Here is a 16,643-nt window from a genome sequence, read left to right on the forward strand (position 1 = left end):
TCGAGGAGATGGATGACTCGCGAGGCCTCGTCGAGGGGGTTCTGGCCCCCTGTTGGGGGGTGACGGGACGATTGCGGTGGTCGAACAGGTCGAATCCTGCGGCTTCCTCGATGGTCGATCTCGGCGTCGGCGATGGTGCAGGATCCATGCAGGATCCATGTGGCCTTGAGAGTCGGTCGGGCCGATTCCGGCCGGCTCTCAAGGCCACAGGCCCGGACGTCGTCGCTGATGCGTGCCGTTCCGAGGCACAGGAGGCGTGCAGACTTTCTCAGCCGTGCCAGGACCGCCACAGCGCCGCATAGGCGCCGTCCGCCGCCACCAGCTCGTCATGGCTTCCCAGTTCGCTGATCCGGCCGCTTTCCACCACCGCGATCACATCCGCGTCATGTGCGGTGTGCAGCCGATGGGCGATCGCCACCACCGTGCGACCGTCCAGCACCCGGGCCAGTGAACGCTCCAGGTGGCGCGCGGCCCGCGGGTCCAGCAACGACGTCGCCTCGTCGAGCACCAGGGCGTGCGGATCGGCCAGGACCAGCCGGGCCAGTGCGATCTGCTGGGCCTGAGCGGGCGTCAGTGCCAGGCCGCCGGAGCCGACCTCGGAGTCCAGCCCCTCCTCCAGGGCCCTCGCCCAGCCGTCCGCGTCGACCGCCGCGAGCGACGCCCACAGCTCGGAGTCCCCGGCGTCGGTACGGGCCAGCAGGAGGTTGTCCCGCAGCGAACCGACGAACACATGGTGCTCCTGGTTGACCAGCGCCACATGTGTACGTACGCGCTCCGCCTTCATCCGGGACAACTCCGCGCCACCGAGCGTGACTTCACCCGCACGCGGGGCGTAGATCCCGGCCAGCAGCCGGCCCAGCGTGGACTTGCCGGCACCGGACGGGCCGACCAGCGCGAGGCGCGTACCCGGTGCGACGTCCAGCGACACCTTGTGCAGGACGTCGAGCCCGGCGCGGTAGCCGAAGTGCACCTCGTCCGCCCGGACATCACGGCCGTCCGGGACGACCTCCGCATCGCCCGCGTCCGGCTCGATGTCCCGTACGCCGACCAGCCGGGCCAGCGACACCTGTGCGACCTGCAACTCGTCGTACCAGCGCAGGATCAGGCCGATCGGGTCGACCATCATCTGCGCCAGCAGCGCGCCCGTCGTCAGCTGCCCCACGGTCAGCCAGCCCTCGATGACGAACCAGCCGCCGAGCATCAGCACCGCGCCGAGAATCGTCACGTAGGTGACATTGATGACGGGGAAGAGCACGGAACGCAGGAAGAGCGTGTACCGTTCCCACGCCGTCCACTCCTTGATCCGCCGGTCCGACAGCGCCACCCGGCGCGCACCCAGACGGTGGGCCTCCACGGTCCGTCCGGCATCCACGGTCTCCGCGAGCATCGCCGCGACCGCCGCATATCCGGCGGCCTCCGAACGGTACGCGGACGGTGCCCGCCTGAAGTACCAGCGGCAGCCGAGGACCAGGACGGGCAGGGCGACCAGAACCGAGAGTGCCAGCGGCGGAGCCGTCACGGCGAGTGCGGTCAGGAGCAGCCCCGCCCACACCACACCGATCGCCAGCTGCGGCACGGCCTCGCGCATCGCATTGGCCAACCGGTCGATGTCCGTGGTGATCCTGGAGAGCAGATCACCGGTCCCGGCCCGCTCCAGCACGCCCGGCGGCAGCCCGACCGACCGTACGAGGAAGTCCTCGCGCAGATCGGCCAGCATCTCCTCACCGAGCATCGCGCTGCGCAGGCGCATCATCCGGGTGAATACGGTCTGCACGATCAACGCGAGCGCGAACACCCCGGCGGTGCGCTCCAGATGCAGGTCGGTGACGCCGTCGGAGAGGTCCTCGACCAGCCCGCCCAGCAGATAGGGGCCGACGATCGAGGCGATCACCGCGATGGCGTTGAACGAGATGAGCACGGTGAACGGCCTGCGGTGGCGCCGCAGCAGCTCCCGTACATAGCTCCGTACGGTGGTGGGGGTGGCGACCGGCAGGGTCGTCGCCGACTCCGGTGCGGCCGGGTCGTACGCCGGTTCTGCGACGCCGATCATGCCCGTTCCTCGACTTCCTCGATCGTCCTGATCCGCTTGATCGCGTCCTGAGAGGTCAGGACCGCGATTTCGTCGTCCGTCTCGCGCGTCACGACTGCCCGGTATCGGGGGTCCGTGCGCAGGAGTTCACGGTGTGCGCCGACCGCGACGACCGTGCCCCGGTGCACCAGCACCACCTGGTCCGCGAGGTCGAGCAGCAGCGGTGACGAGGCGAACGCCACGGTCGTGCGGCCCTGGCGCAGTGCCTTGATTCCGGCGGCGACACGGGCCTCCGTGTGTGAGTCGACGGCGGAGGTCGGCTCGTCGAGAACCAGCGCCTCCGGGTCGGTCACCAACGAGCGGGCCAGTGCGAGCCGTTGGCGCTGACCGCCCGAGAGCGACCGGCCGCGTTCGGTGATGCGGGTCGTCATCGGGTCGCCGTCCGTGGCGACGGACGCCTGCGCCAATGAGTCCAGCACATCGCCGCACTGGGCGGCGGACAGCGCGTCCTGTGCGGTCACCCGGCCGGACGACGGAACGTCGAGCAGCTCGCGCAGCGTGCCGGAGAGCAGCACCGGGTCCTTGTCCTGGACCAGTACGGCGGTCCGTGCCGAGTCCAACGGGAGTTCGTCCAGCGGTACGCCACCGAGCAGGACGGACGGGGTCTTCTGCTCGGACGTGGCGTCGTCCGCCCAGTCGCGCGCTCCGTTCTCCGTTGAATCCTCCGCCCCGTTCCCGACCTCGTCCGCGTCCACATGCGGGTGTCCGCCGAGACGCTCGGCCAGCCGGCCCGCCTCGTCCGGATCGCCGCAGACCACCGCGGTGAACAGGCCGGCCGGGGCCATCAGCCCCGTGACCGGGTCGTACAGATCGCCGGTCGGTGTTGCGTCGACGCTCGACGGCCGGTCCGTGCGGTGCAGCGACAGCACCCGGACCGCGCGCTGGGCGGAGGGCCGCGAGAAGGAGTACGCCATCGCGATCTCCTCGAAGTGCCGCAGCGGGAACAGCAGCAGTGAGGCCGCGCTGTACACCGTGACCAGCTGACCGACCTCGATCCGGCCGTCGCGGGCCAGCGTCGCCCCGTAGACGACCAGCGAGATGAGCAGCGCGCCCGGCAGCAGCACCTGGATCGCCGAGATCAGCGACCACATCCGCGCGCTGCGCACCGCGGCCTTGCGGACCTCCTGCGAGGCGCGCCGGTAACGGCCCAGGAACAGCTCCTCGCCGCCGATCCCGCGCAGTACCCGCAGCCCGGCAACCGTGTCCGAGGCCAGTTCGGTGGCCTTGCCCGCCTTTTCGCGCTGGAGGTCGGCGCGCCGGGTGGCCCGGGGAAGCAGCGGCAGCACGGCCAGTGCCAGCAGCGGCAGGGCGAGTGCCACCAGGACACCCAGCGACGGCAGATAGAGGATGAGCCCCACGCAGATGAGTACGAGGGCGGCAGCGGCCGCCGCGAAGCGGGAGAGCGCCTCGACGAACCAGCCGATCTTCTCGACGTCGCCGGTGGACACCGCGACGACCTCCCCCGCGGCCACCCGGCGGGTCAGTGCCGCGCCGAGCTCCGCGGTCTTACGGGCGAGCAGCTGCTGAACGCGCGCGGCGGCAGTGATCCAGTTGGTGATGGCGGTCCGGTGGAGCATGGTGTCGCCCAGCGCGATCAGCACGCCCAGGACGGCGATCAGGCCGCCCGCCCAGGCGAGCCGGCTGCCGGAACGGTCGACGACCGCCTGCACGGCGAAGCCGACGGCGGGCGGCAGTCCGGCAAGGGAGCACTGGTGCAAAAGGCCCCAGGACATGGACTTGAGCTGGCCGCGCAGCTGATTGCGGCCGAGCCAGATCAGGAAGCGTGGGCCTGACCGGACATCGGGATCGCCTGGATCCGGGTACGGAAGATCGCGAATCTGCATGACGTCCCATGGTTCGGTGCGTGTCGGTCTGTTCGGTGAATGACTCAAACCGTGCAAGGTTCGCGCGAGGACGTCGTCGGAGCAATTGGTTTTCTCCAGGAACGGCACTTATCGCGCCATGGTCACGATGCGGGCCGCGGAGCTGCTGCGGGGGAGGTGCTGCGGGGCCGGCTCGACCGGAGCAGGCCCCGCAGCCCGTCGTACCGGCCCGTCAGGCCTTCTCCGGATTCTCCGAGTCCATGCCGGAGCGGGCCTTCTTCCACTCGCCGCGGGTGAAGTCCGGAATCTGCTGCGGCGCGCCCTTCGCCTTGATGGACAGATGGCTGAGCGGAACGGGTGACGTCCAGGTCGCCGCGTCGTACACATCGAAGTCGGGGACGAGACCGAGCCGCATGCACTGCATCAGCCGGAACACCAGCATGTAGTCCATGCCGCCGTGACCGCCGGGCGGGTTGGCGTGTTCCTTCCACAGCCAGTGGTCCCACTGGGTGTACTTGGCGAAATCACCCCAGTTGTCGTCCGTGTGGTCGGGCTCGATGTAGATACGGGCCGGGTAGTCCTCGAAGACCCCCTTCGTACCGCCGAGACTGTTGATCCGCGAGTACGGATGCGGAGTGGACACATCGTGCTCCAGCCGGATGACCCGTCCCTTGGCGGTCTGGACGAGACTGATCGTCCGGTCGCTCTCGATATAGGTCTCCTTCCAGCTCGGATCACCGGCCGGCATGTTCTTCTCCCGGTACTCGGCGAGCCCCAGCGACGGGGATCCGACACTGGTGATGCTCACCGCACGGTCGCCACGGTTGATGTCCATGTAGTTGGCGACCGGACCGAACCCGTGGTTGGGGTAGAGATCGCCCCGCAACCTGGTGTGCCACAGCCTGCGCCAGGGACCTTCGTAGTACCCCGGGTCGAACATCAGGCCGCGCAGATCGTGGTTGTACGCGCCCGCGCCGTGCAGCAGATCACCGAAGAGGCCGGCATGGGCCATGCGCAGCACCCGCATCTCGTTCTGCCCGTAACAGCAGTTCTCCAGCTGCATGCAGTGGCGTCTGGTGCGCTCGGAGAGGTCGACCAACTCCCAGAGTTGGTCGAGCTGGAGAGCGATCGGACACTCCACGCCGACATGCTTGCCGTTCAGCATGGCGGTCTTCGCCATCTCGAAGTGGAAGTCCCAGGGCGTCGCCACATAGACGAAGTCGATGTCCCCGCGCCTGCAGAGATTCGCGTAGTCGTCCTCGCCGTTGGTGTAGACGGCGGGCGCAGGCTGACCGGCGGCGGTCACCTTCGCCGCCGCTCGTTCGGCCTTGGTCTTGACCGGGTCGCACACGGCGACGACCTGTACGCCGGTGACGGCGAGGAAGAGATCGATCATGCTGCCACCGCGGTTGCCGAGGCCGACGATGCCGACCCGGACGGTGGAGCGCCGGTCGAACGGCACGCCTACCATGGTGCGCCCCTGGCGCTTCGGAGCGGCCACCTGTCCCACGGGAGTGGCCTCCGGGCCCCGGGTGGGGGTGGCAGCGGCCGCGGTGCCGCTGCTGAGACCGCCGAGTGCGAGCCCGGCACCGGCCACTGAGGCGGTCGTCCACAGGACCGAGCGGCGGCTCACCGAGCCTTCGTCGCCGTCCTGCGTAGCGTCGTCCTGCTGTGCTGCGTCGTTCATCGATCCTCCAGAAGGGGGGTCTGACGTGCGCGGCTGGTGAATGAACCTCGGTAAGGACCTTGGTAGTTGGGGCTGCTGATGCGCAAGGGGAGTGATTGGACTCCTGCTTCGAAACCATGGACTTTTGTGCCCACGCAAAAGCCGGGCGGGCTCGGAAACCGAGCCCGCCCGGCTGTGCGAGGGCATCGTCAGGCCCGTCGGGCGGCAGAGGACGAATCGGCCGCCGGACGGGCCCGGTGATCAACGCACCACAGCGCCCGGCCGAGTGGCCCGCTCCAGCTCCATCAGCACCGAGTAGTACGACTGCCCCGTGGCCCGGTCCATACCGATCTCGCACATACGGTTGGCCGAGAGATACGCGTCGTACTTCCGCGCATTCACCTCGGCGGCCTCCTTCGCCGTCGCGGAGGCCGTCAACTCCTTGTGCAGCATGCCTCGGTCGCCCGCGAAGGCACAGCACCCGGCGTCGTCCGGGATCACGACCTCCTCCGCGCAGGCCTCCGCGACCGTGCGCAGCTGCTCCACGTCGTCCAGATGCTGCATGGAACACGTCGGATGCAGGACCGCCGAGTCGATTTTGCGGAGGACTGTCAGCTCAGGAAGCAGTTCGTCCGCCGCCCAGACCAGGGAGTCGACAATGGTCAGCTCCCGGTGCAACTCCCGGTTGTCGGGGGTGAGATAGGGCACCACCTCATGGGCGATGCCCAACGTGCACGACGAGGCGTCGACGACCAGCGGCAGCTTTCCGCCCGCCGTCCAGCCCCAGGCCGCCTCCACGATGCGGTTGGCCATCACGGCATTGCCCGCGTCGTATCCCTTGGAGTGCCAGATCGTCGCGCAACAGGTCCCTGCGACATCGTCCGGAATCCATACCGGCTTTCCGGCGCGGGCGGAGACGGCGACGACGGCCTGCGGCAGCGACGGGCCGCGATGGCCTTCGGGACCTCCGAAGATACGGTTCACACACGCCGGGTAATACACAGCGCTCGCCCCGACACGGGAGGTGCGGGGCAGCTTCCGGGCGGCGGCGCCGGGGATCTCGGGCAGCCACTCGGGCACCAGATCGGGGCGCACGGCCTTGCGGGCGAGCCCGGTGAGCGTCTCCAGCGGCCCGTCACCGATCCGGTCGCCGATCCGGTCGGCCGCGGCGACCGCGAGCCGTGCCGCCGCCTCCACCGCCTTGAAGTTCTTCGCAGTGAGCGCCGCGATCCGCTCCTCGCGTGGTGAGTGCCGCTGGTGCCGGAAGTCCTTCATCATGGCGCCGGTGTCGATGCCGACCGGGCACGCGAGCTTGCAGGTCGAGTCGCCCGCGCAGGTGTCGACGGCGTCATAGCCGTACGCTTCGAGCAGCTGCGCCTCCACCGGTGAACTGTCCGGCTGTCGCATCATCTCCCGGCGCAGCACGATCCGCTGGCGCGGAGTGGTGGTCAAGTCCTCGCTCGGACACGTCGGTTCGCAGAAGCCGCACTCGATGCACGGGTCGGCGATCAGCTCGACCCTGGGGATGGTCTTCAATCCGCGCAGATGGGCCTTCGGGTCGCGGTCGAGGACGATCCGGGGCGCCAGCACTCCGTCGGGGTCGATGATCTGCTTCGTGCGCCACATCAGCTCGGTCGCCTTGGGGCCCCACTCCAGCTCCAGGAAGGGGGCGATATTACGGCCGGTGGCATGCTCCGCCTTCAAGGAGCCGTCGAAGCGCTCCACCGTCAGCCGGCAGAAGTCGTCCATGAACGCGGCGTAGCGGTCGACGTCGGACGGCTTCGCCGCGTCGAAGGCGAGCAGGAAGTGCAGATTGCCGTGCGCCGCATGGCCGGCGACGGCGGCGTCGAAGCCGTGCTCCGCCTGGAGCCCGAGCAGGGCCTCGCAGGCATCGGCCAGCCGGGAGGGCGGCACTGCGAAGTCCTCCGTGATCAGCGTCGTACCCGCAGGCCGGGAGCCGCCGACCGCGGTGACGAACGCCTTGCGGGCCTTCCAGTAGCCGGAGATGACCTTGGCTTCGCGCGTGAACTCATTGGTCACCGAGGCAACGGGGGCGACCAGGTCGAGCCCCTCGACGACGGCGGCCGCCGCCCGCTCGTACGCCTGCTGGCCCGCCTCGTCCGGAGCCCGGAACTCCACCAGCAGTGCCGTGGTCTCCTTGGGCAGCTCGGCCCAGTCCGCGGGCACGCCCTGGACGCTCACCGACGCACGCAGCGTGTTGCCGTCCATCAACTCGACGGCGATCGCCCCCGCCTCGTTGAAGCGGGGCACGGCGGCGGCCGCCGCGGTCAGGGAGGGGAAGAACAGCAGGGCGGTGGAGATGCGGCGGTCCAGCGGCAGTGTGTCGAACACGACCTCGGAGATGAAGCCGAAGGTCCCCTCGGAGCCGACCATGAGACCGCGCAGGATCTGCACGGGTGTCGAGCCGTCGAGGAAGGCGTCGAGCCGGTAACCGTTGGTGTTCTTGATCTCGTACTTGGCACGGATCCGGGCGGTGAGCTCGGCATCCGCCTCGATCTCCGCCTTGAGGGCCAGCAGCCCCTCGCACAGCTGCGGCTCGGCATGGGCCAGGTCCTCGTCCGCTGCCGGATCCGCAGTGTCGACGACCGTGCCGCTCGGCAGTACGAAGGTGAGGGAGGAGACGGTGCGGTACGAATTGCGGGTCGTTCCCGCGGTCATTCCGGAGGCGTTGTTGGCGACGACTCCGCCGATCGTGCAGGCGATGGCGCTGGCCGGATCGGGCCCCAGCAGCCGGCCGTGCCGGGCGAGGGTGGCATTGGCCCGCAGGACCGTCGTACCCGGCCGGATGCGGGCCTGCGCGCCGTCGTCCAGGACCTCGATGCCCGCCCAGTGCCGGCGTACGTCGACAAGGATGTCCTCCCCCTGGGCCTGGCCGTTCAGACTGGTGCCGGCCGCCCGGAAGACGACCTCGCGGCCCTTGCCGTGCGCGTACGACAGGATCGCCGAGATGTCGTCGATGTCCTCCGGGACCACGACGACCTGGGGGACGAACCGGTAGGGACTGGCGTCGGAGGCGTACTTGACCAGGTCGGAGACCTTCCACAGCACCTTCTCCGGCCCCAGCAGGTCGATCAGCTCGCCGCGCAGCGGTTCGGGCGTCCCCGGAGCCTGCCGGTCGGGGACCCGGTCCGGGGACGGTGTACGCACCGCACCGGGGCGGAGTGCTTCCGGCTTCGGCTCCAGCAGTGGCATGTCGGGCTCTCCTCGGCGGTTCGGTTCGGTACTGGTACGGCGACGGCGCACACGCGGCACCCATCCGGTGTACGCGTGCCCGCACAGGTTCAGCAGCGGCGCTCCGGCATTCCGTTGACCAGGGCGGACAACAGCCCGCCGAGCACCTCGCGCTGATCGGCGGTCAATGGAGCCAGGATCTCCTCCGCGGCGGCCCGGCGCGCGTCGCGCAGCGACCGGAGGGTGGCGAGGCCCTCCTCGGTGATTTCGATACGGACCACCCGTCGGCTGTCCGGATCGGGGGTGCGACGCACCCGGCCACTCGCCTCCAGGCCGTCGACCAGACTGGTCACGGCACGCGGGACGACATCCAGGCGCTGCGCGAGGTCCGCCATCCGGGGCGGCCCGTCGTAATGCGCCACCGTGCGGAGCAGCCTGAACTGTGCGGGAGTTATACCGATCGGCTCCAGTTGGCGGCTCTGAATCCGCTGGAGCCTGCGGGTCACCCGCAGCAACTGCTCGGCGAGCACGCCATCGGCGTCGGAGGAGTCCATGAGGGGAACAATATCAGGACCTTGTGCATTGTGAACATAGGTAACAATGAGCTATGCTCTCAAAAGTTAGAGTCCCCAGTCCCATTCCTCGCTGTTGTGCGCCCGATGAAGGAGCCCATGAAACCCGACGAAATCACCTGGACACCCCCGCCCCGGGACGGGAGCCGCCCGCCCGCAGAGCTGCGCCGCATCCTGCGTCTCTTCCGTCCCTACCGAGGCCGGCTCGCCCTGGTCGGGCTGCTCGTCGGCGCCTCGTCGCTGGTGTCGGTCGCCTCGCCGTTCCTGCTGCGCGAAATCCTGGACACCGCCATCCCGCAGGGGCGTACGGGACTGTTGTCGCTGCTCGCCCTCGGTATGGTCCTCACCGCCGTGATGAACAGCGTCTTCGGTGTCCTGCAGACTCTGATCTCCACCACGGTCGGCCAGCGCGTCATGCACGACCTGCGCACCGCGGTCTATGCACAGCTGCAGCGGATGCCGCTCGCCTTCTTCACCAGGACCCGCACCGGCGAGGTGCAGTCCCGCATCGCCAACGACATCGGCGGCATGCAGGCGACCGTCACCTCCACCGCGACGTCACTGGTCTCCAATCTCACCGCGGTCGTCGCCACGGTCGTCGCGATGCTCGCGCTCGACTGGCGGCTCACCCTCGTCTCGCTCCTCCTGCTTCCGGTCTTCGTCTGGATCAGCCGCAGGGTCGGCCGTGAGCGCAAGAAGATCACCACCCGGCGCCAGAAGCAGATGGCCGCCATGGCGGCCACGGTCACCGAGTCGCTCTCCGTCAGTGGCATCCTGCTCGGCCGGACGATGGGCCGGGCGGACTCCCTCACCAAGGGCTTCGCCGAGGAGTCCGAGAAGCTGGTCGACCTCGAAGTGCGCTCCAGCATGGCCGGGCGGTGGCGGATGTCCACGATCGGCATCGTCATGGCCGCCATGCCCGCCGTCATCTACTGGGCGGCGGGCCTGGCCCTGCAGTCCGGCGGCCCCGCCGTCTCCATCGGCACGCTCGTCGCCTTCGTCTCGCTTCAGCAGGGCCTTTTCCGGCCCGCCGTGAGTCTGCTCTCCACCGGGGTGCAGATGCAGACGTCCCTCGCGCTCTTCCAGCGGATCTTCGAGTACCTCGATCTCGAGGTGGACATCACCGAGCCCGAGAACCCCGTCCGGCTGGAGAAGATCCGCGGCGAGATCCGCTTCGAGGACGTCGACTTCAGTTACGACGAGAAGAGCGCCCCGACCCTCAGCGGCGTCGATGTGACCGTGCCGGCCGGCGGCAGCCTGGCGATCGTAGGACCGACGGGGTCCGGCAAGTCCACGCTCAGCTATCTGGTGCCCAGGCTCTACGACGTCACCGGCGGCCGGGTCACGCTCGACGGTGTCGACGTGCGCGATCTGGACTTCGACACCCTGGCGCGGGCCGTGGGCGTGGTCTCTCAGGAGACGTATCTCTTCCATGCCTCGGTCGCCGACAACCTGCGCTTCGCCAAGCCGGATGCGACCGACGCCGAAATCGAGGCAGCCGCCCGTGCGGCGCAGATCCACGACCACATCGCCTCACTGCCCGACGGCTACGACACCCTGGTCGGTGAACGCGGCTACCGCTTCTCGGGCGGCGAGAAACAACGCCTTGCCATCGCCCGTACGATCCTGCGCGACCCGCCCGTCCTGGTGCTCGACGAGGCGACGAGCGCCCTCGACACCCGCACGGAATTCGCCGTGCAGGAAGCGATCGACGCACTCTCCGCGGGACGCACCACCATCACCATCGCCCACCGGCTCTCCACCGTCCGAGACGCCGACCAGATCGTCGTCCTGGACGGCGGCCGAATCGCCGAGCGCGGCAGTCATGACGAACTCCTCCAACAGGACGGCCGCTACGCCGCCCTGGTCCGGCGGGACACCGAACTGGCCCCCGCGCCAAGCTGATCGGCGGGGTCGGGCGTGCCCCTGCCGAGGCTCTGCACGCGGCGACGCCGCCGCTCCCGTGGGACGGGGAACGACGGCGCCGGGCGGAGCAATGGTCAGACGAGCCAACCCACGAAGTGGACGATGCCGGCGAGCAGGTTGGTGATGAGGTTCATCCGGTGTTTCTCCTTGTACATGGTGCATAAGTGGGACTGCGCAGTCGCGGTCTGCAGCCCGTCGCTTGCGCCCCGTAATCATCATCTGCCGCAGGGGAGTTGAGCAACGAACAGCGAAACGATCACGCGTTTCAGCGAACACCCGATCCCCTGTTCGTGTGTTCTGTTCATGGAGTGTGGGCCCGTGTCGCCCGGGTGGGGGTTCCGGGCGGCGGGATAGCGTGCCCGCATGGTGAACGAGTCCCCGGACACCCCGCCCCGTCGCACTCTCCGCCCGGCCAGGCGCCGTCGTCTGGTGCTGCTCATCGGTGCCGTCCTCGTCCTCGCCGTGGCAGCGGCTGTCCTCGTACCGCTGCTGACACCTGGGCCCAAGGTCGAGCGGGCTCGCCCGCTCGTGATCCCCGAGGGATGGCGGGCGTCCCAGGTGTACGCCGCAGTCGACCAGACCCTGGCCGTGGCATCCGGCATCACCGAGAAGGCTGCCGGTACGGCAGATCTGCCGCTTCCGGCCGAGGCGAAGGGCAATCCCGAGGGTTACCTCTTCCCGGCGACGTACCCCGTCACCTCCGACTCCACCCCGCAGGACCTGCTCAGGTACATGGTCGACACGGCGGTCGAACGCTTCGGCGCGGACCACATCACCGCAGGCGCGCGGCGCAACGGCGTCTCGGCGTACCAGACGGTGACGATCGCAAGCATCGTGCAGGCCGAGGCGGACACCGAGCGCGACATGGGCAAGGTCGCCAGGGTGATCTACAACCGGGTCGACCGGGGCATGCCGCTCCAGATGGACTCCACACTCAACTACGCGCTGAACCGCAGCACCCTGGACACCACCACCGGCGACACGAAGATCGACAGTCCGTACAACAGCTATGAGCGCAAGGGACTGCCGCCTACACCCATCGGCAACCCGGGCGAGCAGGCGATGACGGCGGCGATCACCCCAACCCCCGGACCGTGGCTGTACTTCGTCACGGTCGCGCCGGGGGACACCCGCTTCACCGGCAGCTATGCGGAACAGCAGAGAAATGTGGAGGAGTTCAACCGCAACCGCCGCAACGCGTCCGGGGGCTGAGTACCTGCGCCGTCACACCACGGCCGGGATGAGCTCTTCGTCCGTCGTTGTTTCCGTCTCCGCTTCGGTCTCCGTCCCGGCCTTGTCCAGCAGCCGTGTGATCGCACGCACCGCGGCCCGCCCCGCCCGGTTGGCGCCGATCGTGCTGGCGGACGGCCCGTACCCGACAAGATGGATGCGCTCGTCGCGTACCGCCTGTGTGCCCTCGACCCTGATGCCGCCGCCCGGCTCACGCAGTTTCAGCGGCGCGAGATGATCGATGGCGGCCCGGAACCCGGTCGCCCAGAGGATGACATCGGCCTTGACGGTCCGGCCGTCGTCCCACGCGACCCCGGTCGGTGTGATCCGGTCGAACATCGGCAACCGGTCGAGTACCCCCTCCTCGCGAGCGCGCCGGATCGCGTCGGTGAGCGGAAGCCCGGTCACGCTCACCACACTCTGAGGCGGCAGCCCGCGCCGCACCCGCTCCTCCACCATCGCCACGGCGGCCCGCCCCTGGTCCGCGCCGAACGGCCCATCCCGGAAGACCGGCGGCCGACGCGTCACCCAGTACGTTCCGGCGGCCACCTCGGAGATCTCCATCAGATGCTGCGTACCGGAGGCGCCGCCGCCCACCACGACCACACGCTGCCCGGCGAACTCGGCGGGCCCCGGATAGTTCGCAGTGTGCAACTGCCGCCCCCGGAAGCTCTCCTGACCCGGGTAACGCGGCCAGAACGGCCGGTCCCAGGTGCCGGTGGCGTTGATCAGGGCGCGGGTGGCGTACGTACCCTCGGACGTCTCGACGAGCAGTCGCCCGCTCTCGCCCTCGCGCACGGCGCTCACCTCGACCGGCCGGTGAACCCGCAGGTCGAAGGTGCGCTCGTACGTGTCGAAGTACTCGCCGATCACCTCGGAGGAGGGCCGGCTGCCGTCGGATCCGGTGAGTTCCATGCCGGGCAGTGCGTGCATACCGTGCACCTTGCCGTACGTCAGCGAGGGCCAGCGGAATTGCCAGGCGCCGCCGGGGCGCGGGGCGTGGTCGAGCACGACGAAATCACGGTCGGGCTCCATTCCTGCGCGTCGCAGATGGTAGGCGCCGGACAGTCCTGCCTGTCCGGCGCCCACCACGACGACATCGACCGTGTGCGTTGCGGCCACCCCAAAGTTGTTCACGCTTCTACCAACTTCTTCGGGGGTGAGGATCTTCCCGCGATCTGTAGCGGTTCCCTCACACCGGCCGACGCACCGGCCCGCAGGCCCGGCCTTCCGGCTCATCGCACCTTCCGTCTCGGCGTCCACCGGCGATCAGCAGCGGAGCCCCGCCCGGCGCGGACGCCGGCCGGCCGTTCGCCGCGGGCGCACCGAGCAACGGCGACGCCGATACGGTCGAGAGCAGACCACGCGCCGCCAGCTCGGGCGTCACGCCCTCGCCGAACCAGTACGCCTCCTCCAGATGCGGGTAACCGGACAGCACGAAGTGCTCGACACCCAGTGCGTGGTACTCCTCGATCCGGTCGGCGACCTCCGCATGATTCCCGACCAGCGCGGTGCCCGCACCGCCTCGCACCAGACCGACGCCCGCCCACAGATTCGGCGCGATCTCCAGCTTGTCGCGTGAGCCGCCGTGCAGCGCCAGCATCCGCTGCTGCCCGACCGACTCGCTCAGCCCCAGCGCCTGCTGAGCGGCGGCGATCGTCTCGGGGTCGAGATCGCCCAGCAGCCGGTCGGCCGTCGCCCATGCCTCCCGCGACGAGTCGCGGGAAATGGTGTGCAGCCGGATACCGAAGCGGACCGTACGGCCCTGCTCGTCCGCCAGCCCGCGGATCCAGTCGATCTTCTCCTTCACCGCGGCCGGTGGCTCGCCCCAGGTCAGATAGACATCGGCATGCGCGGCCGCCACCGGTCCGGCCGCTGCCGACGACCCGCCGAAGAAGATGTCCGGCAGCGGGTCCGGCGGCAACGCGGTCAGTCCGCCCGCCACCTGGTAGTGCTCACCCTCGAAGTCGTAAGGCCGCCCGCTCCACGCACCGCGCACCACCGAGAGGAATTCGGCGGTCCGTGCATAGCGCCGGTCGTGGTCCAGATGGTCGCCGAACCGCCGCTGCTCCGTCGAGTCGCCACCCGTCACCACATTGAGCAGCAGCCGTCCCCGGGTGATCCGCTGATACGTCGCGGCCATCTGCGCCGCGAGCACCGGCGAGACGACACCCGGCCGGAACGCCACCAGGAACTTCAGCCGCTCGGTGTGCTGAGCCAGTGCCACTGTCGTCAGCCAGGCGTCCTCGCACCAGGTGCCGGTGGGTGTCAGCACCGCCTCGAAGCCCAGCTGCTCGGCGGCCTTGGCGATCTGCGCCAGATACTCGATGTCGGGCGCACGCACCCCACTCGCCGGAGTGACCCGGCCCCGCCTGATCCCGCCGTCGGTGTATGCGTGCCGGTCGACGAGCGTACGTCCGTCGCCGCCGGTGGGCAGGAACCAGTGCAGATGAACATTCATGACGAGGCCTTTCCGTACGAACGGGGGGCTGCGGAGGACGGGGGCAGATCTCGGTTGAAGCGGGTGTCGACGCAGTCCTTGAAGGCGAAGCGCCGCGGAATGAGCTTCAGATCGGCGACGGTGTCGGCGATCGCCTGCTCGGAGGCGATCGCCGGAGGACCGATGGCAACGGGCACCCGGGTCCCGTAGCTGCGCTCGACCGTGTCCAGGGCCACCTCGATCGGCAGCCCGGCCTCCTCCGCCCAGACCTTCGCCCACGCCTGCGGGTGCTTGAACACCCAGGCCTGCGCCCGATGCAGACGGAGCAGCAGGTCACCGATGGCCTGGGACTTCTCGGCATCCTTCAGCGCGGAGGGCGAGGTCACCTGGAATGCGCCGTCAGCACCCGGGCCTTCGTGCTGCGGAGCACCTGCGAGGTGTACGGATCCCAGGCGGCCCACGCATCGCCCTTGCCCCGGCTGGCTCCACGAGCAGTCCACGGACAGGGGGAGGCACACCCCGGCCACACGCGTGCGCGAACCGCTGCTGCCGCTACGGCACAGGGGCTACGACACGCGGGCGACGAGGCGGGATACGCAGGGGCACATGTGAACAGGCATGTACGGCAGCGGGAACGGGCAGCCGGAACGCCCGGTCACCAGTGGGGGGAAGGTGCGCTGAAACGACGTCAGCAGCCGCGACGACACGCGGCGGAAGCCACCCGCAGCAGGTCGATGTGACCGCGCGAAGTGAGCAGGGTTGAACGGGACATGGCGCTGAACGTAGCGATCCATGGCTGAAACGGTCAAGGGTGTCTCGGCACGTGGACGCGTGATCTCGCCGCATGAGCGAGAGGATGGACCCATGTCCCACGCCTTCGCGACCAGCGTCCTGCACATCACCACCGGATCGACGGAGACCGTCACCGACCTCACGCACGACTGCGAGCAGTTCCTCGTCCGGACCGCCGCCAGGGACGGTCTGCTCAATATTTTCGTACCGCACGCCACCGCCGGCATCGCCATCCTCGAAATCGGATCGGGCAGCGACGAAGACCTGCTGGCCACCCTCCACACCCTGCTCCCCGCCGACGAGCGCTGGCAGCACCGTCACGGCACGCCCGGTCACGGCCGCGACCACGTACTCCCCGCCCTCGTCCCACCGCACGCAACGCTGCCGGTGATCGGGGGGCGGCTGGAACTGGGGACGTGGCAGTCGGTGTGTCTGGTCGACACCAACATCTCGAATGACAACCGTAAGGTGCGCCTGAGCTTCCTCGGCTAGTCAGTCGCTTCGGTGGGACTGCAGAGGGGAAATCCGGCCGCACCAACTGAGTGGCGCGCAGGTTGGCGGATGAGCGTGCCACGCCTGCCAGCAGGTTCTTCGTCTGCTGGTGGTACAGGCGTCACGCGTCGCTGACCCGCATAAAACGTGGCCACGTGTGGCTCGTTGGAGCCGTCGGCCCGGGAATGGTCCGGATCTTGTCCTCAGCGAGACGAGCCTGGTCATCTGCCGACGCCGCACCCTACAGCTCGTGGACAGCTCCATGCGGACGTGTTGGCCCGCCCACTGCTACGGCGAGGCGGGCAGGTTCGGGGAGCGGAGCACGAGCAGGGTGATCTCGCTGGGGGCGAAGACGCGGAACGGCGGGCCCCAGAAGCCGGTGCCGCGGCTGGTGTAGAGGAGGGTGCGGGTGCCGTGGTGG

At 69.2% G+C, this 16,643-nt stretch carries 10 protein-coding genes and 3 pseudogenes; 3 read left to right on the plus strand and 10 right to left on the minus strand.

What is annotated here, in order from left to right:
- Positions 1-268 precede the first annotated feature (268 nt).
- The 5 genes from GA0115254_RS01520 to GA0115254_RS01540 all read right to left on the minus strand — a co-directional run bounded on the left by GA0115254_RS01520 (position 269) and on the right by GA0115254_RS01540 (position 9,324).
- Positions 269-2,050: an ABC transporter ATP-binding protein gene (locus GA0115254_RS01520; protein ID WP_093893429.1), complete on the minus strand. Its 1,782-nt coding sequence runs from the start codon at positions 2,048-2,050 to the stop codon at positions 269-271.
- Positions 2,047-3,933 carry an ABC transporter transmembrane domain-containing protein gene (locus GA0115254_RS01525; protein ID WP_093893430.1) on the minus strand — a complete coding sequence of 629 codons (1,887 nt, stop codon included), beginning with the start codon at positions 3,931-3,933 and terminating at the stop codon, positions 2,047-2,049. Before GA0115254_RS01525 ends, GA0115254_RS01520 begins: the two co-directional genes overlap by 4 nt.
- 211 nt (positions 3,934-4,144) lie before the next feature.
- Positions 4,145-5,599: a Gfo/Idh/MocA family protein gene (locus GA0115254_RS01530; protein WP_093893431.1), complete on the minus strand. Its 1,455-nt coding sequence runs from the start codon at positions 5,597-5,599 to the stop codon at positions 4,145-4,147.
- Positions 5,600-5,839: 240 nt separating this feature from the next.
- Positions 5,840-8,791: an FAD-binding and (Fe-S)-binding domain-containing protein gene (locus GA0115254_RS01535; RefSeq protein ID WP_093893432.1), complete on the minus strand. Its 2,952-nt coding sequence runs from the start codon at positions 8,789-8,791 to the stop codon at positions 5,840-5,842.
- 89 nt (positions 8,792-8,880) lie between these two features.
- Positions 8,881-9,324 (minus strand): MarR family winged helix-turn-helix transcriptional regulator, encoded by a 444-nt coding sequence (locus tag GA0115254_RS01540; protein WP_093893433.1) that lies wholly within the window; start codon positions 9,322-9,324, stop codon positions 8,881-8,883.
- 117 nt (positions 9,325-9,441) lie between these two features.
- Here GA0115254_RS01540 and GA0115254_RS01545 point away from each other — a divergent pair, with 117 nt between their 5' ends.
- Both GA0115254_RS01545 and mltG read left to right on the plus strand, forming a co-directional pair.
- On the plus strand, positions 9,442-11,247 hold the full coding sequence (locus GA0115254_RS01545) for an ABC transporter ATP-binding protein (RefSeq protein ID WP_093893434.1): 1,806 nt from the start codon (positions 9,442-9,444) through the stop codon (positions 11,245-11,247).
- A gap of 384 nt (positions 11,248-11,631) precedes the next feature.
- Entirely contained in the window at positions 11,632-12,480 is an 849-nt protein-coding gene (mltG, locus tag GA0115254_RS01550) for an endolytic transglycosylase MltG (protein ID WP_093893435.1), read from the plus strand.
- Positions 12,481-12,492: 12 nt separating this feature from the next.
- Here the strand turns inward: mltG and GA0115254_RS01555 are convergent, their stop codons facing one another.
- The 4 genes and pseudogenes from GA0115254_RS01555 to GA0115254_RS47355 all read right to left on the minus strand — a co-directional run bounded on the left by GA0115254_RS01555 (position 12,493) and on the right by GA0115254_RS47355 (position 15,710).
- Complete coding sequence (locus tag GA0115254_RS01555; RefSeq protein WP_256102344.1) at positions 12,493-13,635, minus strand: NAD(P)/FAD-dependent oxidoreductase; 1,143 nt, start codon at positions 13,633-13,635, stop codon at positions 12,493-12,495.
- A 118-nt stretch (positions 13,636-13,753) separates the two neighbouring features.
- A pseudogene (locus GA0115254_RS01560) lies at positions 13,754-14,959 on the minus strand (LLM class flavin-dependent oxidoreductase); the annotation flags it as partial.
- Positions 14,956-15,419 (minus strand): annotated as a pseudogene (locus tag GA0115254_RS01565) (ABC transporter substrate-binding protein); the annotation flags it as partial. The pseudogenes GA0115254_RS01565 and GA0115254_RS01560, both read right to left, overlap by 4 nt.
- A 207-nt stretch (positions 15,420-15,626) precedes the next feature.
- Complete coding sequence (locus GA0115254_RS47355; protein ID WP_370740809.1) at positions 15,627-15,710, minus strand: putative leader peptide; 84 nt, start codon at positions 15,708-15,710, stop codon at positions 15,627-15,629.
- A gap of 92 nt (positions 15,711-15,802) precedes the next feature.
- On the opposite strand from GA0115254_RS47355, the gene GA0115254_RS01570 reads away from it, so the two are divergent.
- The gene (locus GA0115254_RS01570; RefSeq protein ID WP_093893436.1) at positions 15,803-16,222 is read left to right on the plus strand and encodes a secondary thiamine-phosphate synthase enzyme YjbQ; all 420 of its coding nucleotides are present in this window, start codon (positions 15,803-15,805) and stop codon (positions 16,220-16,222) included.
- Positions 16,223-16,510: 288 nt separating this feature from the next.
- On the opposite strand, the pseudogene GA0115254_RS45465 reads toward GA0115254_RS01570, so the two are convergent.
- A pseudogene (locus GA0115254_RS45465) lies at positions 16,511-16,643 on the minus strand (metallophosphoesterase); the annotation flags it as partial.

Source organism: Streptomyces sp. Ncost-T10-10d, assembly GCF_900091955.1.
Classification (GTDB): Bacteria; Actinomycetota; Actinomycetes; order Streptomycetales; family Streptomycetaceae; genus Streptomyces.